The sequence below is a fragment of the Escherichia sp. KCJ4928 genome, from assembly GCF_004352695.1.
Taxonomy (GTDB): Bacteria; Pseudomonadota; Gammaproteobacteria; order Enterobacterales; family Enterobacteriaceae; genus ECMA0423.
Window position 1 is genome coordinate 24854 of the sequence record NZ_SJWV01000007.1, and the last position, 21799, is coordinate 46652.

Sequence of the window (21799 nt, forward strand, 5' to 3'; positions counted from 1 at the left end):
GCAGACAAAACATACCCAGTTTCATGATATGTTTTAAAGCGAGCTTATTTGTTGAGCTGGAAGAGCGACAATCCCTGCATATCGGTAAATGCTTTATACGATGCCTGCAATGCCGTTTGCTGCATGATGTAAGATGAAATAGTTGCATTCCAGTCCACATCAACCAGATCGCTCATCTGCTGCGTTTGCCCTAAAGCGCGATCGCTACCTAATGAATCCAGCGACTCCAGTTCGTTCAGCTGCGTGCCTAATTCCGCGCGAACGGTCAGGACATTGTTCAGCGAGTTTTTCAGTCCGCGGTTGGTTTTATCTAACGCCGCAGCGGCGGTTTCTTTATCCGCTTCGCTATCCGCGACCGGCGTTTTCAGGGCTGCGATGGCGCTATCCAGCATGGCAAAAAGATTGGTTTCAGAAGCGCTACCGTCTGGCTCCGCAACTGCGTTGCTGGTAATACTGTCGAAAATTTTGTCACCCGTGTGCCCTATCACCATCGAACGCGAAGCATCGACCTGTTGCTTAATACTTTCTGCTCCACCGACGTATTTCCCTTTCTCTTCGCTAAACGGCGCAGTCTCTGTTTTATAACCGGCAAAAATGTAGCGCCCATTACCGTCAGTGGTGTTCGCCAGATTCAGCAACTGGTCACGAAGCCCCTGAATATCCGTAGCCAGCGAGGCCCGGTCATCGTCACTCAAGGTGCCATTGCTGGCGTAGACAATTTTTTCCTGAGCATTCTGGATAGCAGTGGTGACCTGGCTAAGTACACTCTCTTCCAGTGACACTTTTTGAGTGGCGAAAGTACGCGCCAGCGTGTACTGGCTGTTTTGCGCCTGTGCCTGGGAGAGAACAACAGCTTGTGATGCAGCAATGGGATCGTCTGAAGGGTTAACGACTCGCTTACCCGTCGACATCTGCTCGCCGTACTTCATCCATTCTGCCTGAGAATTGGTGATGCCGCGCATGTTTTGCTGGTACATCATCTGGGTACTGAAACGCATTTTATCTCCCCTTAGCGAATGTTAATCAGTGCATCAAAAATCGCGTTTGCCGTCTGCAGAACCTGCGCATTCGCCAGGTAATACTGCTGAAAACGTTGCAGATTTCCATACTCCTCATCGAGATTGACACCGGAAATCGACTGCTGCTGATTGGAAAGCTGCGTCACCACATTACCTTGCGTGGTGCTACTGGTTTTCAACGTCGCGGTTTTATTACCGATATCACTCACTAACGAGGCATAAGCGTCGTTAAAGGATTTCGCTCCGCCCACCGTTTTACTGTTGCTTTGCAGATCCAGCAGGGCCTGACCGTTGCGGTTGTCGCTATCACCCGCATCTTCTTCGCTCGCCATCGCTATTTTCGCTTCGTCGGTGATTAATACATCCATGTTGACGATGGCGTCACTTACTGGTTTCAGCGTGAAGCTGTCGTTAACGGCAGGCGTTCCTGTAAACGTCAACTCCAGACCATCAAATGCCACTTTACCGTTGGCATCTGGTGTCACCGTAAAAGTGGTATTGCTGGCAAGGCGGGTGACCTGCCACTGATTATTATCGAACGAGATTTTGTAATCTGTCGCCAGTACCGCGGAGGCATCAGTTACCGTGGCACCGATCGCAACGTTACCTTTGTTTTTCGTGTTTTGCAGAACCGCGGGCTTACCGATAGCAAAGAAATCTTCACCCGCATCGCCGTTGGCATCAAATCCGGCTTTGTGTTGGCTGTTGAAAGCCTCAGCAAATGCCAGCGCCAGTTGTCCAAGCGTATTACGCGTCTGGTCCAGATCCTGAGAACGGAATGTCAGAATGCCGCCCAGCGACCCGGTATTCAGCAATTTCTCCGGGATCTCAATATTGCCTGCCGTCCCATCAACGTAAGCGACAGTCGTACGAGAAGGGTCAGCGCTGGAAGGAACTGCCGCCAGTTGCCGAGCCGTACTTCCCTGAACCAGTGAGTAACCATTGGCCATCGTGATGTTATAAGTGCCGCCATCCTGAACGCTGACTTCTACACCAACAATCTGGTTTAATTCGCTCACCAGTTGATCGCGTTGATCCAGCAGATTGTTAGGTGACGCCCCTGCCCCCACGCCTGTCAGGCGGGAGATTTGATCGTTCAGGCTGGCGATTTGTTTAGCGTAATTGTTGATCTGATCAACGCTGGCACCTATCGCGATATTGACCTGTTTGTCCTGGTCGCGCAGATATTGATCGGTGGTTTTAAACTGATTCACCAACCCTTCTGATTTCCCAATCAGCGCCTGGCGCGCTGCCGGGTCTTCCGCGTTACTCACCAGCGTTTGCAGGCTGGTGAAGAAATCCTGCATCTGTGTTGCCAGCGAAGAGGTACTGGTGGAGAGCATATTGTCGATTTTCGACATCTGCTCATAGCGGGCAGTCAGGCCGCTACTTTGCGTCTGCGCAGCACGTAACTGGTTGGTAATAAACGCATCATACTCACGCTGCACACCAGAAACGTAGACGCCATTGCCAACCCAGCCGCCAGCGCCCAACGTGCTATTGGCCTGCGCCATAATAGTGGTTTGGCGGGTATATCCGGCAACGTTATAGCTGGAGATATTATTACTTGCCGTATTTAACGCCGCCTGGGCCGCGTTCAGTCCGCTCATGGCGTTATTAATCAAGCTGGACATGGAGGTTCCTTATAAGCCTTCAATTACAGAGTATTATCGGCAGCGACCCGCCGGACTTGAGTTATTCAGAACAGATTATCAATGTTCATACTGTAGGTTTTGCTCACCTTGTCGCTTATCGATTTCATCTGCTGAATCATGTTGGTGAGTTTGCGGGCATAGTGAGGATCGGTGGCATAGCCCGCGTCCTGTAGGGCCTGCGCCCCCTGTTCCGCACTCGCGGCGGTCGTCACGGCGGCGTAGCGCGGGTTACGCGTTAACAGCCCAACGTAATCCGACAAGGCTTCCAGATACGAGCTGTAGACGCGAAACTTCGCTTTTACTTTCTTCGCTTCGCCGTTTTCATATTCAGTCGTGGTGATTTCAGTAACTGGCCCTTTCCAGTTGCCAGAGGCTTTGACACCAAACAGGTTATAGCTCGGCTCGCCGTTTTCGCGGCGGATTTGCCGTTGCCCCCAACCAGATTCCAGTGCCGCCTGAGCGAGGATCAAATGATGTGGCACACCGCTTTGCTGGCTTGCCAGTTGGGCGGGCAGCGAGAGTTGCGCGAGGAATGCTTTACTGTCACCCGGCAGCGAATCATCGTAGTTACGTGGCACGGCCTTTTGCACCAGCTGCGAAAGCGCCTGATTTTGATAACGCACCACAGTTTCGAGCGGGAATTTCATCGGTGCTGCTGGCGTGGACTCCTCTGGCAATGGTTGTTCTGGCGTCATCTGTTTAACCATCATCTCTGCAAGCCCCAGACCTTTGCCCGCCGTCATCTGTTGGGCAATTTGCTGGTCATACATACTGGTATACAGACGAGTGTGCTCGCTGCTGAACAGGCCATCTTTTGGTAAAGCGTCGCGCATGCTTTTCAACATCATCTGCACGAACATCCCTTCCACCTGGCGGGCCACCGGACGGATATTTGCCGCCGGATCTTCGCCCGCTTTCGCCTTTAGTTCGTTGAGTGATTGCGCATCCCAGGCCGCACTTGCCAGTAGTTTGCTGTCGCTGATCATCAGATGATTTCCAGTTTTGCCCGCAGACATCCCGCACTTTGCATTGATTGCAAAATAGACATCAGATCCATCGGCGTAGCGCCCAGCGCATTGAGCGCGCGCACCACGTTATTGAGGCTGGCGCTGGAACGTACGCTTTGCAGCGAACCGCCGCTCTGGCGTAAATCGATCTGCGTTTGTGGAGTAACCACAGTCTGTCCACCACCAAACGGTGTATCTGGCTGGCTGACATTGGCCTGACGATTGACTGTTACTGAGAGATTTCCCTGCGCTACCGCGCAGCTGTCGAGGGTCACTTCGCGATTCATCACCACCGAACCGGTGCGCGAGTTAATCACTACTTTAGCGTCCTGCGGGGTGACATTAACCTGCATATTCTGGATATCTGCAAGGAAACGGACCTGGGAACTGTTGCCACTTGGTACGCGCACCTGAATAGTCCGCGCATCTAACGCGGTGGCGCTGCCATATCCACGCACGCGGTTGATGGTGTCAGCGATTTGCTGCGCCATGCTGAAATCTTCGTCGTTAAGTTGCAAATTAAGGGTATTCCCGACGCCAAACTGGCTGGGCAATTCACGTTCAATAACCGCACCATTGGTGATCCGTCCACCGTTCAGTTGGTTCACCTGAACACTGCTACCGCCAGCGGAGGCTCCTGCGCCGCCAACCAGAATATTGCCCTGCGCCAGCGCATACACCTGACTGTCAACGCCCTTAAGCGGCGTCATCAACAACGTACCTCCACGCAAGCTTTTGGCATTTCCCATGGAAGAAACCACCACATCGATGGTTTGCCCCTGACGTCCAAACGGAGGAAGTGACGCTGTCACCATTACCGCAGCGACGTTTTTTAGCTGCATATTGGTGCCCGTCGGAACGGTAATTCCCAGCTGTGAGAGCATGTTATTAAGCGTTTGTGTGGTAAACGGCGTCTGGGTTGTCTGGTCACCGGTGCCATCCAGCCCCACCACCAGACCATAGCCAATCAGTGAGTTTTGCCTTACCCCCTGAACACTGGTGAGATCGCGAATACGCTCAGCCTGAGCCGCCGTCGTGACCAGTAGAAGAATTAATGCAGAGAGAAATTTAATCACCACAGCCTCACTTACATTGGCGACAGGTTAAGGAAGAAACGCTGCAACCAGCCCATATTTTGCGCTTCGTTAATGTAGCCATTGCCTACGTATTCAATGCGCGCATCCGCCACCTGAGTAGACGGTACGGTATTGCTGCCGCTGATAGTGCGTGGATTAACCACGCCAGAGAAGCGAATAAATTCGGTACCCTGATTAATGGCAATCTGTTTTTCACCCACCACATGCAGGTTGCCGTTGACCAGTACCTGGTCAACCGTCACCGTCAACGTGCCGCTAAAGGTATTGCTGGCATTGGCCCCGCCCTTTCCGTTGAACGTGTTACCACCGGAGGCTTCGACATCGGCACGAGCGTTACCAAACAGCCCCTGCAAATAGCGCGGCACAGTATCAAAGCCAAAATTAGTTTTACCGTCACGGCTGGCATTCGCAGAGGAGCTTTTGCTGGCGCTGACGTTCTCCTGCAACACGATGGTCAGCGTATCGCCAATATTGCGTGGTCGACGATCTTCAAACAGCGGTTGATAGCCATAGTTAATCGGCTGAGCAGACTGGAAAATAGAACCGTTGGCGACGGGCGTCGGACCGGGAACCGGTTGTGCACTGGTCGCCCCCTGCACCAGCGGCGTGGAGGGTATCCAGGCGCAGCCGGTTAGTGAAAGCACCAACAAGCTGGAAATGGCATAAGTATGCGCAGCGTTTTTTTGCATGGCTATCATCTTCAAAAATCAGTAAACCGGTGAACCTGCCACCGGTTAAGCCTTAGAGTTGCGTCAGTTTTTGCAGCATCTGATCGGTGGTGGACACCGCTTTACTGTTGATTTCGTAAGCGCGTTGCACCTGAATCATATTGACCAGTTCTTCCGCCACGTTGACGTTAGACGTTTCAACATACCCTTGATACAGCAGTCCCGCGCCGTTCAGGCCCGGCGTGCTTTCGTTCGGTGCACCAGAGGATTGCGTTTCGGTGTAGAGGTTTTCGCCAATGCTCTCCAGCCCGGTGTCATTCATAAAGGTGGTGAGATTGAGCTGCCCAACCTGAACCGGAGCTGCCTGGCCTTGTTGGGTTACGCTGACCACGCCATCACGACCGATGGTGATACTTAACGCATTCGCCGGAATGGTGATCGCTGGCTGCACCTGAAAACCACCAGCCGTCACCAGCTGCCCGTTCTGATCCACCTGGAAAGAGCCGTCACGGGTATAGGCTGATGAACCATCTGGCAACATCACCTGGAAAAAGCCCTGCCCTTTAATCGCGACATCTTTGCTGTTGTTGGTCTGCGACAGGTTTCCCTGGCTGTGTAAGCGTTCAGTGGCGACCGGGCGTACCCCCGTGCCGATTTGTAATCCGGAGGGTAAGGTGGTTTGTTCGGAAGACTGTGCCCCCGGCTGGCGAATGGTTTGATAAAGCAGATCTTCAAACACCGCGCGCTGACGCTTAAAACCGTTAGTACTGACGTTTGCCAGGTTGTTGGCAATGACGTCCATATTGGTTTGCTGGGCGTCAAGGCCCGTTTTGGCGATCCATAATGAACTGATCATAAAATGTCCTGTAGTGGATTAGTGACAAGCAGAGCAGAAGCACGCGACAGTGTGAATTTCCCCTCACCCTAACCCTCTCCCCAAAGGGGCGAGGGAATAGTCCGCGCGCTTTTATTGCAATGTCATCAATCGTTCAATTAACTCATCGACAGCAGTTGGTTGGCACGGCCTGCGTTATCATCGACGCTGCTGATCACCTTCATCTGCATTTCAAAACGCCGCGCGCTGGCAATCATGTCGCTCATTGCCGCAACGGCATTGACGTTACTGCCTTCCAGAACCCCCGACATCACACGCAAGGTTGGATCTGCCTGCAGTATCGGCCCACGCGTGGCCTGGCTTTCTGCGCTTAAACGAAAAATGCCGTCGTCACCGCGTTGCACTTCGCTGCCCGTGGCTTTCACCAGTTTCAGACGCCCCACTGGCGCAACCGTATTTGCCGGATCGCCCGGATTGAGCGCCGAGATTGTGCCATCGGCAGCAATAGTGATTTCCGCCCCTTCCGGCACAGCAATTGGCCCCGCCTCGCCTATCACCGGATGCCCCTGAATTGTCAGTTGCCCGGTGGGATCAACCTGAATGCTGCCATTACGCGTATACCCTTCGCTGCCGTCAGCGGTCTGCACGGCCAGCCAGCCATCCTGCTGCAACGCAACGTCCAGCGGGCGCGAGGTGTAATCCATCTTGCCGGGCGTCATGTCTGCACCCGGTGTTGACGCCGTTACCAGCGTGCGCGTAGGCAGTGAAAGCCCTTCCACCGGCACTGCACGCAAGGCGTTTAACTGTGCGCGAAAACCGGGCGTTGAGGCATTGGCCAGATTACTGGCGGTTACCGCCTGTTGATTCAGCGTCTGGCTGGCTGCTCCCATCGCGGTATAAATTGCGTGATCCATTGAGCTATCCCGTCAGCGATTAGCGTAAGTTAACCAGCGTGTTGAGGATCTGGTCCTGGGTTTTGATGGTCTGGGCGTTAGACTGATAGTTACGCTGGGCAACGATCATATTGACCAGTTCTTTACTGAGATCGACGTTGGACGCTTCCAACGCACCGTTGGTCAGGGTGCCAAAGTTGCCCGTCCCGGCTGTCCCCAACAGCGCCACGCCAGAAGATTGCGTCGCAGACCAGACGTTGTCGCCTTCGGATGCCAGACCTTCGTTGTTGGCAAAGTTCGCCAGTACAATCTGCCCCAGCAGTTGTGTTTGTTCGTTGGAATAGTTGCCGACAACCGTACCGTCATCATTGATTTGATAACTCACCAGATCGCCCGGTTTGTAGCCATTCTGGGTGGTTGCCACAATATTGTTAGCGCCGGTATTTTGCTGCATGGAGTTGAGGAAGCTCAGGCTAAACGTGGCGGGATCTGCGCCGTTAATTGCGCCAGTGGTAATATTCTCTGTTGGATTTGAGGTCAGAACGCCATTGGCATTAAACACCAGCTTCATTGCAGGCTCGGCTGTACCTGTTGGATCACTGCTATCCTGGGTGTAGACCTGCCAGTTATTATCCCCGGTCTTCACAAAGTAGACGCTCATGTCATGAGCATTACCCTGACTGTCGAAAACAGTCACCGAACCTTTTTTGTTATAGCTATCCGCATTGCTGGCGCTGAATGGCGTAACAGTAGGAAGCGGATCGCTGGAATTCAGGTTGATCTGCATCGATGCCGTGTTGGTAGTTTTCGCTGCCATCAGGGTATTCGGGATCGAAATATTAGTCGGATTCGCCCCTTGCTGAATAGTCGGCGGCGTACCGGTTGCCGGGTAACCCGTCAGCTGTAAACCTTGCATATTCACCAGGTTACGGTTTTCATCCAGCTTAAATTGTCCGTTACGGCTGTAGAACACCGAACCGTTGCTATCTACCAGACGGAAAAAACCGTTCTGGCTGATAGCAACGTCCAGACCGCGCCCGGTGTTGGTGGTCGTGCCATCTGTAAAGTCCTGAGTGATACCGGCAACTTTTACCCCCAGTCCCACTTTCGAACCGGCAAACATATCGGCAAAAGAGGCCGTGCCTGATTTAAAGCCGTAGGTGGCGGAGTTGGCGATATTGTTGCCAATAACATCGAGGTTAGTGGCGGCAGCGTTTAATCCGCTAACCGCTTGAGAAAAGGCCATGACTGACTCCTGAAATGTGAAGGCTTAAATTATCTGCCGTACTTCGTCGAGGGTGGTGGTGCCGTAAGTGCCGAGATCCAGCGTATTACCGCTGTTGCCGCGGATCACACCCTGCACCAGAGCAAACTGCAGCGGCTGGGCAACCAGTTGTGTACCACCGTTACTGGCGCTAATCGCTACATTGTAAGAACCGTTCGGCGCAGTGCTGCCATCAGTCAACGTACCGTCCCAGGTGAAACTGTGAACTCCGGCGGTCAGTTCACCAATATCAATGGTGCGCACAACCGCGCCATTTTTATCGGTGATGGTGGCCGTAACTTTGTCTGCCGCCTGTTGCAGCTCAACACCAAACGGCGTGGTCGTGGTCACAGCCCCTTCTTCACTGCCGGTTCCCGCAAGAACAGTTGTGCCGGGGATCATCACGCCGTGACCGATCAGGTTACTGGCCTGTAACGACTGGCTGTTATCAATCTGTCCGGAAATAGATCCGAGCGTGGTATTGAGTTTTTCAATCCCGCTGACCGTGCTGATTTGTGCCAATTGCGACGTCAGCTCGTTGTTTTCCATTGGATTGGTCGGGTCCTGGTTTTTCAGCTGCGCCACCAGCAAAGTCAGAAAACTGCTTTGTAAATCTGCGGCGTTGCTGCCCGTGAGCGAACTACTGCTGGTGGTACTGACGCCGGTATTTGTCGGATCGGTGGTGGTTACCGCAATGGACATAGCTTTCTCCTTTATTGACCGAGCGTAAGGGTTTTCAGCATCATACTTTTCACCGTGTTGAGCACTTCAACATTGGCCTGATAGCTGCGTGACGCCGACATGGTGTTAACCATCTCCCCGACGACATCAACGTTCGGCATTTTTACGTAGCCCTTTGCATCCGCCAGCGGATTACCCGGTTCATAAACCAGTTTGTCCGGGGCCTGACTTTCTATAACATCGGCAACCTTTACGCCGCCTGTCGCAGCACCTGGTGCAGCGTTAACCTGGAATACCACCTGTTTTGCCCGATATGGCTGTCCATCGGGACCGGTCACGCTATCAGCATTTGCCAGATTACTGGCCGCCACGTTCAGGCGCTGGGACTGGGCAGTTAACGCCGACCCGGCGATATCAAAAATATTCAGCAGTGCCATCCGTTAATTTCCGCTCTGTAAAACGTTCATCATGCCTTTGATTTGCCCGCTCAACGCGCTAAGGCTCATCTGGTATTGCAGGCTGTTATCGGCAAACTGGGTGCGTTCGCGATCCATATCGACGGTATTACCGTCAAGCGAAGGCTGGTCCGGAATACGGTATTGCAGTTCTGCGGTAGGAGGCGTCAGCGCCTGCGCCGGGATGTGTTGCGTTGAGGTCATCGTCAGTGCAACCACACTGGTTGCATCCCGTCCACGTTGCATGACTTTTTTAAGTTCACTGGCAAAATCGATATCGCGCGCCTGATAACCAGGGGTATCGGCATTGGCGATGTTTGCTGCCAGCACTTCCTGACGCTGGGCGCGCAGATTGAGCGCCTCTTGTTGAAAACGTAAGGCGGCGTCGAGCTTATCGAGCATATCTCCTCCGCAGGTATCAAAATTCTGCCATCAGCTTAAATGCCTTTACGCGCGCGTTATCGGCGGAATAAACGCAAAATGGGTCGCTATTTATGCCGTTGATGGTCATTGCGGACAGGTACAATTCACGTTGTAGAAATGGCTGGGGGCGAAAATGCTGACAATAAAACGTAGCGTGGCGATCATCGCGATACTGTTCAGTCCGTTAAGTACGGCGAGCAATCTCACATCGCAATTGCACAACTTTTTTAGCGCCCAACTCGCGGGGGTAAGTGATGAGGTTCGTGTTTCTATTCGTACAGCGCCCAATCTACTACCGCCATGCGAGCAGCCATTGCTTTCGATGAGCAATAATTCCCGCCTGTGGGGCAATGTGAATGTGTTGGCACGCTGCGGTAACGACAAACGATATTTACAGGTTAATGTGCAGGCCACAGGAAATTATGTGGTTGCCGCGATGCCCATTGTGCGGGGAGGAAAGCTGGAAGCTGGCAATGTCAAACTAAAACGCGGACGGCTGGATACCCTGCCACCGCGTACGGTGCTGGATATCAATCAACTTGTTGATGCCATTAGCCTGCGCGATCTATCACCCGATCAACCTATCCAGTTAACCCAGTTTCGCCAGGCATGGCGGGTAAAAGCGGGACAACGCGTCAATGTGATCGCCAGCGGTGATGGGTTTAGCGCCAACGCAGAAGGTCAGGCGCTGAACAATGCAGCCGTCGCACAGAATGCGCGGGTGCGCATGGTATCGGGACAGGTAGTCAGCGGCGTTGTTGATGCAGATGGGAATATTCTTATAAACCTGTAAGCTGTTAAAGATTACCCGTCCCTTGCCGATAAATAAGCAACACATGATAAAAGCGCCCTCAATGAGGAATAAACCATGAGTATTGATCGCACTTCGCCTCTGAAGCCTGTAAGCACCGTTCAACCGCGCGAAACCACTGACGCGCCGGTAACGAACAGCCGGGCGGCAAAAACAACCGCCTCCACCAGCACCAGTGTGACGTTAAGCGACGCGCAAGCAAAACTGATGCAACCCGGCAGCAGTGATATCAATCTTGAACGTGTCGAAGCGTTAAAACTGGCGATTCGTAACGGTGAACTAAAAATGGACACCGGCAAAATTGCCGATGCGCTGATCAACGAAGCGCAGCAAGACTTGCAGAGTAACTGATCGTATGACACGTCTTGCAGAGATCCTCGACCAGATGTCCGCTGTGCTTAACGATCTCAAAACGGTAATGGTTCAAGAGCAGCAACATCTCTCTATGGGGCAGATCAACGGCAGCCAGTTGCAATGGATTACAGAACAAAAAAGCTCACTGCTGGCGACGCTGGATTACCTCGAACAGTTACGCAAGAAAGAACCCAATACAGCAAATAGCGTTGATATTAGTCAACGCTGGCAGGAAATTACTGTGAAAACGCAGCAACTACGCCAAATGAATCAACATAACGGCTGGTTACTGGAAGGACAGATTGAGCGCAATCAACAGGCGCTGGAAATGTTGAAACCGCATCAGGAACCGACGCTATATGGGGCGAACGGTCAGACCTCAACAACCCATCGCGGCGGTAAAAAGATTTCGATCTGAATATTATCTCCGGCCTGCACTGCAGGCCGGAATGCATTGTTACACCGTCCGGCGGGCAAATTCTTTAACTTTGAAGCCCAGTACCGCCAGTGCAGCGAAGTACGCGGCAATCCCCGCCAGCACGACCGCCATTAAACGCAGTAAGCGCCAGGGCATGGTACCCAATGACCACTCCGGCATGATATGTAACATACCTAAAAGCACGCCAGACATCACCAGTACCGCCACCACCAGACGCAACAGAAACGCCATCCAGCCGGGTTGCGGAGTAAAGATTTTCTGCTTACGCAACTGCCAGTAAAGCAGCGAAGCATTCAGACACGCCGCCAGACCAATAGAAAGTGACAGCCCGGCATGTTTCAACGGACCAATAAACGCCAGGTTCATCAATTGCGTTAAAATCAGCGTAACGATGGCAATTTTCACTGGCGTTTTAATGTCCTGGCGGGAATAAAAGCCAGGAGCCAACACTTTCACTACAATCAGGCCAATCAAACCCACCGAGTAGGCAATTAACGCCCGCTGGGTCATCAGCGCATCAAACGCGGTAAATTTACCGTACTGGAACAGCGAAACGGTTAACGGACCTGAAAGAATGCCCAACGCAACCGCACTCGGCAGCGCCAACAGGAAACAAAGACGCAACCCCCAGTCCATCAAACGGTTGTATTCATCATGATTGCCACTGGCAAAACTTTTCGACAGCGACGGCAGCAAAATGGTGCCAAGCGCCACGCCCAGCACACCGGACGGAAACTCCATTAAGCGGTCGGCGTAATACATCCAAGACACCGAACCGGAAGCAAGAAACGAGGCAAAAATGGTGTTGATGATTAAGGAGATCTGGCTCACAGAGACGCCAAGGATCGCCGGTCCCATCTGTTTCACCACGCGCATTGCTCCGGCATCGTGGAAGTTAATGCGCGGCAGGACCAGCATGCCGATCTTCTTCAGGTGCGGTAGCTGATACACCAGCTGCAGGATGCCGCCGACCGTAACAGCCCACGCCAGCGCCAGCACCGGTGGGTTAAAGTACGGTGCGGCAAACAGCGCGAAACCAATCATGCTGATGTTAAGCAGTGTTGGCGCAAACGCCGGAATCGAGAAGCGGTTCCACGTATTCAGAATCGCTCCCACCAGCGACGCCAGGGAGATCAGCAAGATATAGGGAAAGGTAATCTTTAGTAGCTGGCTGGTCAGGGCAAATTTGTCAGCTGTGTCAGCGAAGCCTGGCGCGGTCACCATGATCACCCACGGTGCGGCGAGCATGCCAGCGACCGTCACAACCGCCAGCGCGAGTGTCAGCAGGCCAGAAACATAAGAGACAAAGACCCGCGTGGCGTCTTCACCCTGCTTACTTTTATATTCCGCCAGAATCGGTACAAATGCCTGGGAAAATGCCCCTTCGGCAAAGATACGGCGTAACAAGTTAGGAAGTTTAAAAGCGACGAAAAAGGCGTCGGTTGCCATCCCTGCGCCAAAGATTCTGGCGACAATTGCGTCTCGTGCGAAGCCAAGCACACGCGAAAACATGGTCATCGAGCTGACGGCGGCCAGCGATTTTAATAAATTCATCGGTGTTCTAATCCAGACCCACGGGCAAAACGCCTGCAAGGCAGGCGCTGAAAGAGGCGAATAGTCTACCTGGATTATGGTGAATTGCTACCGCCAGATGTTACAGGGTTTATTCACTCATCGCATCGCGCCAGATCTTGTCAACGATACGTTGCGCCAGCACGGCCTGTTCGCCGGCGGTTTGCGGAACTGTCTGATTTTGCACACATTCAATGAAGTGCCGCGCACAGCCGACAAATCCACGTTGTTCAAGAGTGCTCTGCCAACCAGGAATCGGTTTATGCACTACGCCCTGCCCGCGCTCCTCACGCCATTCGCGCATATCCGTAATGTCGATGAGCGCACCGTCAGTCACGGCCTGCACGGTTTCACGCTGACTTCCGGCACGGCGATGCATACAGGTGGTGATCTGCAAAGGACCGGCCGAAAAATGGTGCTCGGCAAACAGCATTTCGCCAGCGTCGTTAGTCAGTAGCGTACCGCCATCCAGAGAGGCTTTGCCGCCCGACAACCACAGCGCGGTATCCACCACATGCAGATAATCATCCAGCAACGTGAAATAAAGATCGTGTGGCCCGACACTATTGCTACGATGTTTATCCATTCTTAGCGAAGCTGCGGTAGCGAGTTGCGTTTTTAACTCACCGTAGAGTGGTGCGAAACGACGGTTAAAACCGACCATCAACGTCAGTTTTTTACGCGCCGCCAGTTCCACCAGCCGTTCAGCATCGCGCAGATTTTCTGCCAGCGGTTTATCGACACAGACATGTACACCCGCATTGAGTAACGTACTGACCACGTCAAAGTGGCTGGCGGTGCTGGAATGCACAAAAACCGCATCGCAACTGGCGGCAAGGCTGGATAACGAATCGGCATAAGGAATGCGCCAGCTTTCACAAATTGGCAGGGCTTTCGCGCGCGTAGGCGACCAGGCTCCTTGTAACGTCCAGTCAGACGCTGCCGCCAGCACCGGTAACCACGCTTTTTGCGCAATGCCACCTAATCCCACTACGCCGATACGTAATTTTTTCACTTTAATCTCCCAGATGGGCCAGCAACGAATCAAGACGCTGTTTCAGTTCTGCCACTTCGATTTCCAGGGCTTCGACGCGGGCCTGTAAATCACCATCAACCGCGTTCGACATATCCGTCACCGCCGGCTGATCTTCAACCTCACCACTGAAAAGATGCATGTAGCGGCTTTCGCGTTTACCCGGTTCGCGGGCCAGACGCACCACAAAAGGACCATCTTCGCGATTTGCCAGTTGTTCCAGCGTCGACTCCACTTCCGCCATATCGCTGAATTCATACATTCGCGCGGCGCGGCTGCGCAGTTCACCTGGCGTCTGGGCACCACGCAATAACAACGTGGTGATTAACGCCACTTCCGCTGCGCTCAGTTTCAGATCGCCAAATTCTGAATTACAAAAACGTTGCTCATATTTGGTGACCCGATTACCAAAACCGCTCACTGTGCGTAGATAATGACGTTTGACCAGATTATCCAGCTGTTCCTGCACTTCGGATTCACTCAGATTCATGACCGGTTCACGGTTCGTTTTCTGATTACAGGCCGTGACTACACCATTGACTGAGAGCGGGTATTGCTCCGGCGTGGTCACCTGCTTTTCCAGCAAGCAACCAATCACGCGAGCTTCAAGGGCAGTAAGTTGATATTTCATGAGATTCTCCTTAGCGGCCGGGCGTCCAGTCTGGGGTAGTTAATGCCGTCAGTACGTGATCGCGCCATTGTCCATCAATCAACAGATAGTCTTTCGCATAGCCTTCTTTTTCAAAACCCAGTCGCGCCAGTAAATCACCGCTGCGTTTATTGTGCGGCATATAATTAGCCATAATGCGATGAATATGTTGGGTGCGCTGCATATAACGAATGGCTGCGGTCAGGGCTTCAAACATGAGTCCTTTGCCCTGCCATTTTTGCCCAATCGAATAACCGAGATAGCAGGCATGAAAAGAGCCACGAACAACATTGGAAAAATTGGCAACGCCAATAATCTCTTTTTCGTCCGGGTCGAATAAGCCAAAGTAGAAAGCTGAACCTTGTTTATGAAATTCGTTAATCATCCCCAGCCTGGCCTGCCAGCCTGATGGATAACAGTGGCTTTCGTCGCGCACTGGCTCCCAGGGCTTGAGGAAATGGCGATTCTCTGCGTAATAATCCGCAAGACGCCAGGCATCACGATCATGCACCAGACGCACGACCAGTCGGTCTGTGGTTAAGCGCACTTTTGGCACGTTACTGCGATAGCCAAACATTCTATACCTACTCCTTCCCGTAACGTCTTTAATACGCTGTAAGTATTACTATACCTGCGCAACCAGACCCTGTGAAAAGTCCAAAATGCCATTTTCTGCATTATTCACATATTTGATAAAAACTCTCTATCAAAGCGACGTTTTGATAAAAAAATATTGTCCCCGAAGTGATGGGAAAAGTCTTAGCGGCAATGCAGAATAGAAAGTGCTCATCTTTTATTTCCCGGGAGGGGAAATGTCCCGCGTATCGCAGGCGAGGAACCTGGGTAAATATTTCCTGCTCATCGATAATATGCTGGTCGTGCTGGGGTTCTTTGTTGTCTTCCCGCTGATCTCTATCCGCTTCGTTGATCAAATGGGCTGGGCCGCCGTCATGGTCGGTATTGCTCTCGGTCTACGCCAGTTTATTCAGCAAGGTCTGGGTATTTTCGGCGGCGCAATTGCCGACCGCTTTGGTGCCAAACCGATGATTGTTACCGGTATGCTGATGCGCGCCGCCGGATTCGCCACAATGGGTATCGCCCACGAACCGTGGCTATTGTGGTTTTCATGCCTGCTCTCGGGACTCGGCGGCACGTTGTTTGATCCGCCGCGTTCGGCGCTGGTGGTGAAACTAATCCGTCCACAACAACGTGGTCGTTTTTTCTCGCTGTTGATGATGCAGGACAGTGCCGGTGCGGTCATTGGCGCATTGTTGGGGAGCTGGCTGTTGCAATACGACTTTCGCCTGGTCTGCGCCACAGGGGCCGTTTTGTTTGTGCTGTGTGCGGCGTTCAATGCGTGGTTGTTACCGGCATGGAAACTCTCCACCGTACACACGCCCGTTCGCGAAGGCATGACCCGCGTGATGCGTGACAAGCGTTTTGTCACCTATGTCCTGACGCTGGCGGGTTACTACATGCTGGCTGTACAAGTGATGCTGATGCTGCCAATTATGGTCAACGACGTGGCTGGCGCACCCTCTGCCGTTAAATGGATGTATGCCATTGAAGCGTGTCTGTCGTTAACGTTGCTCTACCCTATCGCCCGCTGGAGTGAAAAGCATTTTCGTCTGGAACACCGGTTGATGGCTGGGCTGTTGATAATGTCATTAAGCATGATGCCGGTGGGCATGGTCAGCGGCCTGCAACAACTTTTCACCCTGATTTGTCTGTTTTATATCGGGTCGATCATTGCCGAGCCTGCGCGTGAAACCTTAAGTGCTTCGCTGGCGGACGCAAGAGCTCGCGGCAGCTATATGGGGTTTAGCCGTCTGGGTCTGGCGATTGGCGGCGCTATTGGTTATATCGGTGGTGGCTGGCTGTTTGACCTGGGCAAATCGGCGCACCAGCCAGAGCTTCCGTGGATGATGCTGGGCATTATTGGCATCTTCACTTTCCTTGCGCTGGGTTGGCAGTTTAGCCAGAAACGCGCCGCGCGTCGTTTGCTTGAACGCGACGCCTGATTTGATACTCCCCCCTGACTCCTCCATACTGAAAGTGAACTGACAGCCAAATGGAGGAGTCACGTGAAGCTATACATTTACGATCACTGCCCTTACTGCCTCAAAGCCCGCATGATTTTCGGCCTGAAAAATATCCCCGTCGAATTACATGTTCTGCTCAACGACGACGCAGAAACACCCACCCGGATGGTCGGTCAAAAACAGGTTCCCATTCTGCAAAAAGATGACAGCCGCTATATGCCAGAAAGCATGGACATCGTTCACTATGTCGATAAACTCGACGGCAAACCGTTACTGACCGGCAAACGTTCCCCTGCCATTGAAGAGTGGCTGCGCAAGGTCAATGGCTACGCAAACAAACTGCTGTTGCCGCGTTTTGCCAAATCGGCATTTGATGAGTTTTCTACTCCCGCCGCGCGCAAATATTTCGTCGACAAGAAAGAGGCCAGCGCGGGTAATTTAGCCGACCTGCTGGCCCACTCTGACGGTCTGATTAAGAATATCAGCGATGATTTGCGTGCGCTGGACAAACTGATCGTCAAACCGAACGCCGTGAATGGCGAACTTTCGGAAGATGATATTCAGCTATTTCCGCTACTGCGTAATCTGACGCTGGTAGCCGGAATCAACTGGCCAAGCCGCGTTGCTGATTACCGCGATAATATGGCGAAACAGACACAAATCAATTTGTTATCATCAATGGCGATTTAATCCTGACCCGCCGCGGCAGCCTGTATTCGCGGGTTGCCGCCGTTTTCAGTTTTTTCTGCTGGCGAGTTTATCGCTGGTGACACATGCTGCGTTGTGTCAGGATATTGACGCAGATTTCATGTCGAGGACTACCATGAACAAGTTTTTATTTGCCGCTGCATTGATCGTCAGTGGCCTGCTCGTTGGCTGTAATCAACTCACCCAATACACCATCACCGAACAAGAAATTAACCAGTCGCTTGCGAAACATAATAATTTCTCAAAAGATATCGGTTTACCCGGCGTGGCTGACGCCCATATTGTTCTGACAAACTTGACCAGCCAAATTGGTCGCGAAGAGCCGAATAAGGTTACCCTAACCGGAGACGCCAATCTGGACATGAACTCCCTGTTCGGTAGTCAGAAAGCGACCATGAAACTGAAGCTGAAAGCGCTGCCCGTGTTTGATAAAGAAAAAGGTGCGATCTTCCTGAAAGAGATGGAAGTGGTCGATGCGACGGTACAACCGGAAAAAATGCAAACGGTGATGCAAACGTTGCTTCCCTATTTGAACCAGGCATTACGCAATTACTTTAACCAGCAACCTGCTTACGTCCTGCGCGAAGATGGCAGTCAGGGCGAAGCAATGGCGAAAAAACTGGCGAAAGGCATTGAAGTGAAGCCAGGCGAAATTGTCATTCCGTTTACGGATTAATGACGAGGGCGCATTCGCGCCCTTTATTTTTCGTGCAAAGGAAAACGTTTCCGCTTATCCTTTGTGTCCGGCAAAAACATCCCTTCAGCCGGAGCATAGAGATTAATGACTGCACCATCCCAGGTATTAAAGATCCGCCGCCCAGACGACTGGCACCTTCACCTCCGCGATGGCGACATGTTAAAAACTGTCGTGCCGTATACCAGCGAAATTTATGGACGGGCTATTGTAATGCCCAATCTGGCTCCGCCCGTGACCACTGTTGAGGCTACCGTGGCGTATCGCCAGCGTATTCTTGATGCCGTACCTGCCGGGCACAATTTCACCCCATTGATGACCTGTTATTTAACAGATTCGCTGGATCCTAATGAGCTGGAGCGCGGATTTAACGAAGGCGTGTTCACCGCTGCAAAACTTTATCCGGCAAACGCAACCACTAACTCCAGCCACGGCGTGACGTCAATTGACGCAATCATGCCGGTACTTGAGCGCATGGAAAAAATCGGTATGCCGCTACTGGTGCATGGTGAAGTGACACATGCAGATATCGACATTTTTGATCGTGAAGCGCGCTTTATAGAAAGCGTGATGGAACCTCTGCGCCAGCGCCTGACTGCGCTGAAAGTCGTTTTTGAGCACATCACCACCAAAGATGCTGCCGACTATGTCCGTGACGGAAATGAACGGCTGGCTGCCACCATCACTCCGCAGCATCTGATGTTTAACCGCAACCATATGCTGGTTGGTGGCGTGCGTCCGCACCTGTATTGTTTACCCATCCTCAAACGCAATATTCACCAACAGGCATTGCGTGAACTGGTCGCCAGCGGTTTTAATCGAGTATTCCTCGGTACGGATTCTGCGCCACATGCACGTCATCGCAAAGAGAGCAGTTGCGGCTGCGCGGGCTGCTTCAACGCCCCAACCGCGCTGGGCAGTTACGCTACCGTCTTTGAAGAGATGAATGCTCTGCAGCACTTTGAAGCATTCTGTTCTGTAAACGGCCCGCAGTTCTATGGCTTGCCGGTCAACGACACATTCATCGAACTGGTACGTGAAGAGCAACAGGTTGCTGAAAGCATCGCACTGACTGATGACACCCTGGTGCCATTCCTCGCCGGGGAAACGGTACGCTGGTCCGTTAAACAATAAAAATCGTAGCTTCCTGTTGTCATTAGGTTATTTTACCTGTATAAATAACCAGTATATTCAACAGGGGGCTATTATGCGAATTGAAGTCACCATAGCGAAAACTTCTCCATTGCCAGCTGGGGCTATTGACGCCCTGGCTGGCGAACTTTCCCGCCGTATTCAGTATGCGTTTCCTGATAATGAAGGCCACGTATCGGTACGTTATGCCGCAGCGAATAATTTATCGGTTATTGGCGCAACAAAAGAAGATAAACAGCGCATTAGCGAAATTCTCCAGGAAACGTGGGAAAGCGCCGATGACTGGTTTGTCAGCGAATAATATGCAGTGATTTTTGTTTTTGCCGGGTCGCCCCGGCTTTTTTATTTTACTTACAAATTTTGAGTACAAAATTTCTACACTTCCTCAAAATAATTGCACAATATGCTAAAAAAATATGAATGACATGCTGTTTTATTGTTCATATAAATCTTAAAAGCAGAAATTTATCTGTTCCCCCCTTTAAAAATTCGGTGAATACCCTTACTTATTGGTATACTGAAGTTGCTTCAGATAAAAACGCATTGAACCTCGAATAACGTTGTCTAGTAACACGAATTAGGGGGCCATGATGGAAAAAAATAATGAAGTCATTCAGACTCATCCGCTCGTAGGGTGGGACATCAGCACCGTTGATAGCTATGATGCGCTGATGTTGCGTTTGCACTACCAGACCCCAAATAAGTCCGAGCAGGAAGGGACTGAAGTTGGTCAGACGCTCTGGTTAACCACTGATGTTGCCAGACAATTTATTTCGATATTAGAAGCAGGAATCGCCAAAATTGAATCCGGTGATTTCCCGGTAAACGAGTATCGGCGTCATTAACATGACATGACCATCCACCCAAAAGGCACCTCACCGGTGCCTTTACCATTTCTGGGTTGTATATCTGCATTCAGTTAATTACTCTGCTTAAACCATGAGAGCAGAGAGAAAAAAATGAAATACGATCTCATCATTATTGGCAGCGGTTCCGTAGGCGCTGCCGCCGGGTATTATGCAACCCGCGCCGGTTTAAACGTGCTAATGACCGACGCCCATATGCCACCGCATCAACACGGCAGCCACCATGGCGATACGCGATTAATTCGCCATGCTTATGGTGAAGGCGAAAAGTATGTCCCGCTGGTCCTCCGCGCGCAAACGCTGTGGGATGAACTTTCCCGCCACAACGAAGATGATCCCATTTTTGTACGCTCTGGTGTCATTAACCTCGGCCCGGCTGACTCCGCATTTCTCGCCAACGTCGCCCACAGCGCCGAACAGTGGCAACTCAACGTTGAAAAGCTCGATGCGCAAGGGATTATGGCCCGCTGGCCAGAAATACGCGTCCCGGACAACTACATCGGCTTATTTGAGACTGATTCCGGTTTTTTGCGCAGCGAACTGGCGATTAAAACCTGGATCCAACTGGCGAAGGAAGCGGGCTGTGCGCAACTGTTCAACTGCCCGGTCACCGCAATTCGTCATGACGATGATGGCGTAACTATTGAAACCGTTGACGGTGAGTATCAGGCGAAAAAAGCGATTGTCTGCGCGGGAACATGGGTAAAAGACCTGCTCCCGGAGCTGCCTGTCCAGCCCGTACGTAAAGTATTTGCCTGGTATCAGGCCGATGGCCGCTATAGCGTGAAGAATAAATTCCCGGCGTTTACCGGTGAACTGCCCAATGGCGATCAATATTATGGTTTTCCGGCAGAAAACGACGCGTTGAAGATTGGCAAACATAACGGAGGCCAGGTTATCCATTCAGCGGATGAACGTGTTCCGTTTGCGGAAGTGGTCAGCGATGGTTCGGAAGCCTTCCCGTTCTTGCGCAATGTATTGCCGGGTATCGGTTGCTGCCTGTACGGCGCTGCCTGCACCTATGATAATTCGCCTGACGAAGATTTTATTATCGATACCCTACCCGGCCACGATAATACACTGCTCATTACCGGCCTGAGTGGGCACGGTTTTAAATTTGCGTCAGTTTTAGGGGAAATAGCTGCCGATTTTGCGCAAGACAAAAAAAGCGATTTTGATTTGACGCCATTCAGGCTTTCCCGCTTCCAATAATCATCATTACGGCCTCCAGAATGAGGCCGTTTTTACAGGAGTATTTAATGCGTCGGCTGTTGCACTATCTCATCAATAATATTCGCGAGCATCTGATGCTTTATCTTTTTCTCTGGGGATTGTTGGCAATTATGGATCTGATCTATGTGTTTTATTTTTAGTTTTCCGCACTGACATAAACTGACAAATATTTAATCTCCCTTTCATTTAGCGTGAAAAATTGAATGAGATTATTCCTGCTTCTACAGCACTCACCAGACATCTCTGATG

At 51.8% G+C, this 21799-nt stretch carries 26 protein-coding genes; 11 read left to right on the forward strand and 15 right to left on the reverse strand.

Features of this window, described 5'->3' with window-relative positions; all coding sequences use genetic code 11:
• Positions 1 to 44 precede the first annotated feature (44 nt).
• The 11 genes from flgL to flgB form a co-directional block, all read right to left on the reverse strand.
• Positions 45 to 998 carry a flagellar hook-associated protein FlgL gene (gene flgL / locus E0D98_RS02220; protein ID WP_001212781.1) on the reverse strand — a complete coding sequence of 318 codons (954 nt, stop codon included), beginning with the start codon at positions 996 to 998 and terminating at the stop codon, positions 45 to 47.
• Positions 999 to 1009: 11 nt separating this feature from the next.
• Entirely contained in the window at positions 1010 to 2653 is a 1644-nt protein-coding gene (flgK, locus tag E0D98_RS02225; protein WP_000096464.1) for a flagellar hook-associated protein FlgK, read from the reverse strand.
• Between the two features lie 65 nt (positions 2654 to 2718).
• On the reverse strand, positions 2719 to 3660 hold the full coding sequence (gene flgJ, locus E0D98_RS02230; protein ID WP_001295441.1) for a flagellar assembly peptidoglycan hydrolase FlgJ: 942 nt from the start codon (positions 3658 to 3660) through the stop codon (positions 2719 to 2721).
• Positions 3660 to 4757 carry a flagellar basal body P-ring protein FlgI gene (flgI, locus tag E0D98_RS02235; protein WP_000589326.1) on the reverse strand — a complete coding sequence of 366 codons (1098 nt, stop codon included), beginning with the start codon at positions 4755 to 4757 and terminating at the stop codon, positions 3660 to 3662. The genes flgJ and flgI overlap by 1 nt, the downstream gene beginning before the upstream one ends.
• Positions 4758 to 4768: 11 nt before the next feature.
• Positions 4769 to 5467 carry a flagellar basal body L-ring protein FlgH gene (flgH, locus tag E0D98_RS02240; protein WP_001295442.1) on the reverse strand — a complete coding sequence of 233 codons (699 nt, stop codon included), beginning with the start codon at positions 5465 to 5467 and terminating at the stop codon, positions 4769 to 4771.
• Between the two features lie 52 nt (positions 5468 to 5519).
• Positions 5520 to 6302: a flagellar basal-body rod protein FlgG gene (flgG, locus tag E0D98_RS02245; RefSeq protein WP_000625837.1), complete on the reverse strand. Its 783-nt coding sequence runs from the start codon at positions 6300 to 6302 to the stop codon at positions 5520 to 5522.
• Between the two features lie 137 nt (positions 6303 to 6439).
• The gene (flgF, locus tag E0D98_RS02250; RefSeq protein WP_000349309.1) at positions 6440 to 7195 is read right to left on the reverse strand and encodes a flagellar basal-body rod protein FlgF; all 756 of its coding nucleotides are present in this window, start codon (positions 7193 to 7195) and stop codon (positions 6440 to 6442) included.
• Between the two features lie 19 nt (positions 7196 to 7214).
• Complete coding sequence (gene flgE / locus E0D98_RS27490) at positions 7215 to 8420, reverse strand: flagellar hook protein FlgE (protein WP_047086633.1); 1206 nt, start codon at positions 8418 to 8420, stop codon at positions 7215 to 7217.
• A gap of 24 nt (positions 8421 to 8444) precedes the next feature.
• Entirely contained in the window at positions 8445 to 9140 is a 696-nt protein-coding gene (gene flgD / locus E0D98_RS27495; protein WP_000020486.1) for a flagellar hook assembly protein FlgD, read from the reverse strand.
• 11 nt (positions 9141 to 9151) lie between these two features.
• Positions 9152 to 9556: a flagellar basal body rod protein FlgC gene (gene flgC, locus E0D98_RS02265; protein ID WP_001196460.1), complete on the reverse strand. Its 405-nt coding sequence runs from the start codon at positions 9554 to 9556 to the stop codon at positions 9152 to 9154.
• A gap of 3 nt (positions 9557 to 9559) precedes the next feature.
• Positions 9560 to 9976, reverse strand: a complete 417-nt coding sequence (flgB, locus tag E0D98_RS02270; protein WP_000884702.1) for a flagellar basal body rod protein FlgB — start codon at positions 9974 to 9976, stop codon at positions 9560 to 9562.
• A gap of 154 nt (positions 9977 to 10130) precedes the next feature.
• Here flgB and flgA point away from each other — a divergent pair, with 154 nt between their 5' ends.
• The 3 genes from flgA (at position 10131) to flgN (ending at position 11580) form a co-directional block, all read left to right on the forward strand.
• The gene (gene flgA / locus E0D98_RS02275) at positions 10131 to 10790 is read left to right on the forward strand and encodes a flagellar basal body P-ring formation chaperone FlgA (RefSeq protein WP_000955720.1); all 660 of its coding nucleotides are present in this window, start codon (positions 10131 to 10133) and stop codon (positions 10788 to 10790) included.
• A 75-nt stretch (positions 10791 to 10865) separates the two neighbouring features.
• A complete protein-coding gene (gene flgM / locus E0D98_RS02280) occupies positions 10866 to 11159 on the forward strand; it encodes a flagellar biosynthesis anti-sigma factor FlgM (protein ID WP_000020880.1) in 294 nt (97 codons plus the stop codon).
• Between the two features lie 4 nt (positions 11160 to 11163).
• The gene (gene flgN / locus E0D98_RS02285; protein ID WP_000197369.1) at positions 11164 to 11580 is read left to right on the forward strand and encodes a flagella biosynthesis chaperone FlgN; all 417 of its coding nucleotides are present in this window, start codon (positions 11164 to 11166) and stop codon (positions 11578 to 11580) included.
• A gap of 39 nt (positions 11581 to 11619) precedes the next feature.
• Here flgN and murJ read toward each other — a convergent pair whose 3' ends face one another.
• From murJ to rimJ, 4 genes are all read right to left on the reverse strand, one after another.
• The gene (gene murJ / locus E0D98_RS02290) at positions 11620 to 13155 is read right to left on the reverse strand and encodes a murein biosynthesis integral membrane protein MurJ (protein WP_001050672.1); all 1536 of its coding nucleotides are present in this window, start codon (positions 13153 to 13155) and stop codon (positions 11620 to 11622) included.
• Between the two features lie 109 nt (positions 13156 to 13264).
• Positions 13265 to 14188: a Gfo/Idh/MocA family oxidoreductase gene (locus E0D98_RS02295; protein WP_000736158.1), complete on the reverse strand. Its 924-nt coding sequence runs from the start codon at positions 14186 to 14188 to the stop codon at positions 13265 to 13267.
• Position 14189: 1 nt separating this feature from the next.
• Positions 14190 to 14837 carry a YceH family protein gene (locus E0D98_RS02300; protein ID WP_000877116.1) on the reverse strand — a complete coding sequence of 216 codons (648 nt, stop codon included), beginning with the start codon at positions 14835 to 14837 and terminating at the stop codon, positions 14190 to 14192.
• Positions 14838 to 14847: 10 nt separating this feature from the next.
• The gene (rimJ, locus tag E0D98_RS02305) at positions 14848 to 15432 is read right to left on the reverse strand and encodes a ribosomal protein S5-alanine N-acetyltransferase (RefSeq protein ID WP_000468186.1); all 585 of its coding nucleotides are present in this window, start codon (positions 15430 to 15432) and stop codon (positions 14848 to 14850) included.
• Between the two features lie 235 nt (positions 15433 to 15667).
• On the opposite strand from rimJ, the gene mdtH reads away from it, so the two are divergent.
• From mdtH to E0D98_RS02345, 8 genes are all read left to right on the forward strand, one after another.
• Positions 15668 to 16876: a multidrug efflux MFS transporter MdtH gene (mdtH, locus tag E0D98_RS02310; protein WP_000092194.1), complete on the forward strand. Its 1209-nt coding sequence runs from the start codon at positions 15668 to 15670 to the stop codon at positions 16874 to 16876.
• A gap of 63 nt (positions 16877 to 16939) precedes the next feature.
• On the forward strand, positions 16940 to 17587 hold the full coding sequence (grxB, locus tag E0D98_RS02315; RefSeq protein ID WP_000780919.1) for a glutaredoxin 2: 648 nt from the start codon (positions 16940 to 16942) through the stop codon (positions 17585 to 17587).
• Between the two features lie 133 nt (positions 17588 to 17720).
• Positions 17721 to 18281, forward strand: coding sequence for a lipoprotein (locus tag E0D98_RS02320; RefSeq protein WP_001295443.1), 561 nt, complete (start codon positions 17721 to 17723; stop codon positions 18279 to 18281).
• 105 nt (positions 18282 to 18386) lie between these two features.
• The gene (gene pyrC, locus E0D98_RS02325; RefSeq protein WP_000126567.1) at positions 18387 to 19433 is read left to right on the forward strand and encodes a dihydroorotase; all 1047 of its coding nucleotides are present in this window, start codon (positions 18387 to 18389) and stop codon (positions 19431 to 19433) included.
• Between the two features lie 73 nt (positions 19434 to 19506).
• A complete protein-coding gene (gene dinI / locus E0D98_RS02330) occupies positions 19507 to 19752 on the forward strand; it encodes a DNA damage-inducible protein I (protein WP_001217754.1) in 246 nt (81 codons plus the stop codon).
• Between the two features lie 289 nt (positions 19753 to 20041).
• Entirely contained in the window at positions 20042 to 20296 is a 255-nt protein-coding gene (bssS, locus tag E0D98_RS02335) for a biofilm formation regulator BssS (RefSeq protein ID WP_000414437.1), read from the forward strand.
• A 114-nt stretch (positions 20297 to 20410) separates the two neighbouring features.
• Positions 20411 to 21529, forward strand: a complete 1119-nt coding sequence (gene solA / locus E0D98_RS02340) for an N-methyl-L-tryptophan oxidase (RefSeq protein ID WP_000872815.1) — start codon at positions 20411 to 20413, stop codon at positions 21527 to 21529.
• Positions 21530 to 21576: 47 nt separating this feature from the next.
• Positions 21577 to 21690, forward strand: coding sequence for a YceO family protein (locus E0D98_RS02345; protein WP_001253418.1), 114 nt, complete (start codon positions 21577 to 21579; stop codon positions 21688 to 21690).
• Positions 21691 to 21799 lie beyond the last annotated feature (109 nt).

What these genes read in the sequence shown, in the direction of transcription:
- flgA (WP_000955720.1), top strand. Translation starts at nt 10,131, where the DNA reads ATGCTGACAATAAAACGTAGCGTGGCGATCATCGCGATACTGTTCAGT.
- E0D98_RS02320 (WP_001295443.1), top strand. Translation starts at nt 17,721, where the DNA reads ATGAACAAGTTTTTATTTGCCGCTGCATTGATCGTCAGTGGCCTGCTC.
- flgB (WP_000884702.1), bottom strand. Translation starts at nt 9,976, where the DNA reads ATGCTCGATAAGCTCGACGCCGCCTTACGTTTTCAACAAGAGGCGCTC.
- mdtH (WP_000092194.1), top strand. Translation starts at nt 15,668, where the DNA reads ATGTCCCGCGTATCGCAGGCGAGGAACCTGGGTAAATATTTCCTGCTC.
- solA (WP_000872815.1), top strand. Translation starts at nt 20,411, where the DNA reads ATGAAATACGATCTCATCATTATTGGCAGCGGTTCCGTAGGCGCTGCC.
- flgH (WP_001295442.1), bottom strand. Translation starts at nt 5,467, where the DNA reads ATGCAAAAAAACGCTGCGCATACTTATGCCATTTCCAGCTTGTTGGTG.
- flgD (WP_000020486.1), bottom strand. Translation starts at nt 9,140, where the DNA reads ATGTCCATTGCGGTAACCACCACCGATCCGACAAATACCGGCGTCAGT.
- dinI (WP_001217754.1), top strand. Translation starts at nt 19,507, where the DNA reads ATGCGAATTGAAGTCACCATAGCGAAAACTTCTCCATTGCCAGCTGGG.
- E0D98_RS02345 (WP_001253418.1), top strand. Translation starts at nt 21,577, where the DNA reads ATGCGTCGGCTGTTGCACTATCTCATCAATAATATTCGCGAGCATCTG.
- bssS (WP_000414437.1), top strand. Translation starts at nt 20,042, where the DNA reads ATGGAAAAAAATAATGAAGTCATTCAGACTCATCCGCTCGTAGGGTGG.
- flgN (WP_000197369.1), top strand. Translation starts at nt 11,164, where the DNA reads ATGACACGTCTTGCAGAGATCCTCGACCAGATGTCCGCTGTGCTTAAC.
- flgL (WP_001212781.1), bottom strand. Translation starts at nt 998, where the DNA reads ATGCGTTTCAGTACCCAGATGATGTACCAGCAAAACATGCGCGGCATC.
- flgE (WP_047086633.1), bottom strand. Translation starts at nt 8,420, where the DNA reads ATGGCCTTTTCTCAAGCGGTTAGCGGATTAAACGCTGCCGCCACTAAC.
- E0D98_RS02300 (WP_000877116.1), bottom strand. Translation starts at nt 14,837, where the DNA reads ATGAAATATCAACTTACTGCCCTTGAAGCTCGCGTGATTGGTTGCTTG.
- flgG (WP_000625837.1), bottom strand. Translation starts at nt 6,302, where the DNA reads ATGATCAGTTCATTATGGATCGCCAAAACGGGCCTTGACGCCCAGCAA.
- rimJ (WP_000468186.1), bottom strand. Translation starts at nt 15,432, where the DNA reads ATGTTTGGCTATCGCAGTAACGTGCCAAAAGTGCGCTTAACCACAGAC.
- murJ (WP_001050672.1), bottom strand. Translation starts at nt 13,155, where the DNA reads ATGAATTTATTAAAATCGCTGGCCGCCGTCAGCTCGATGACCATGTTT.
- flgM (WP_000020880.1), top strand. Translation starts at nt 10,866, where the DNA reads ATGAGTATTGATCGCACTTCGCCTCTGAAGCCTGTAAGCACCGTTCAA.
- flgF (WP_000349309.1), bottom strand. Translation starts at nt 7,195, where the DNA reads ATGGATCACGCAATTTATACCGCGATGGGAGCAGCCAGCCAGACGCTG.
- flgJ (WP_001295441.1), bottom strand. Translation starts at nt 3,660, where the DNA reads ATGATCAGCGACAGCAAACTACTGGCAAGTGCGGCCTGGGATGCGCAA.
- flgC (WP_001196460.1), bottom strand. Translation starts at nt 9,556, where the DNA reads ATGGCACTGCTGAATATTTTTGATATCGCCGGGTCGGCGTTAACTGCC.
- pyrC (WP_000126567.1), top strand. Translation starts at nt 18,387, where the DNA reads ATGACTGCACCATCCCAGGTATTAAAGATCCGCCGCCCAGACGACTGG.
- flgK (WP_000096464.1), bottom strand. Translation starts at nt 2,653, where the DNA reads ATGTCCAGCTTGATTAATAACGCCATGAGCGGACTGAACGCGGCCCAG.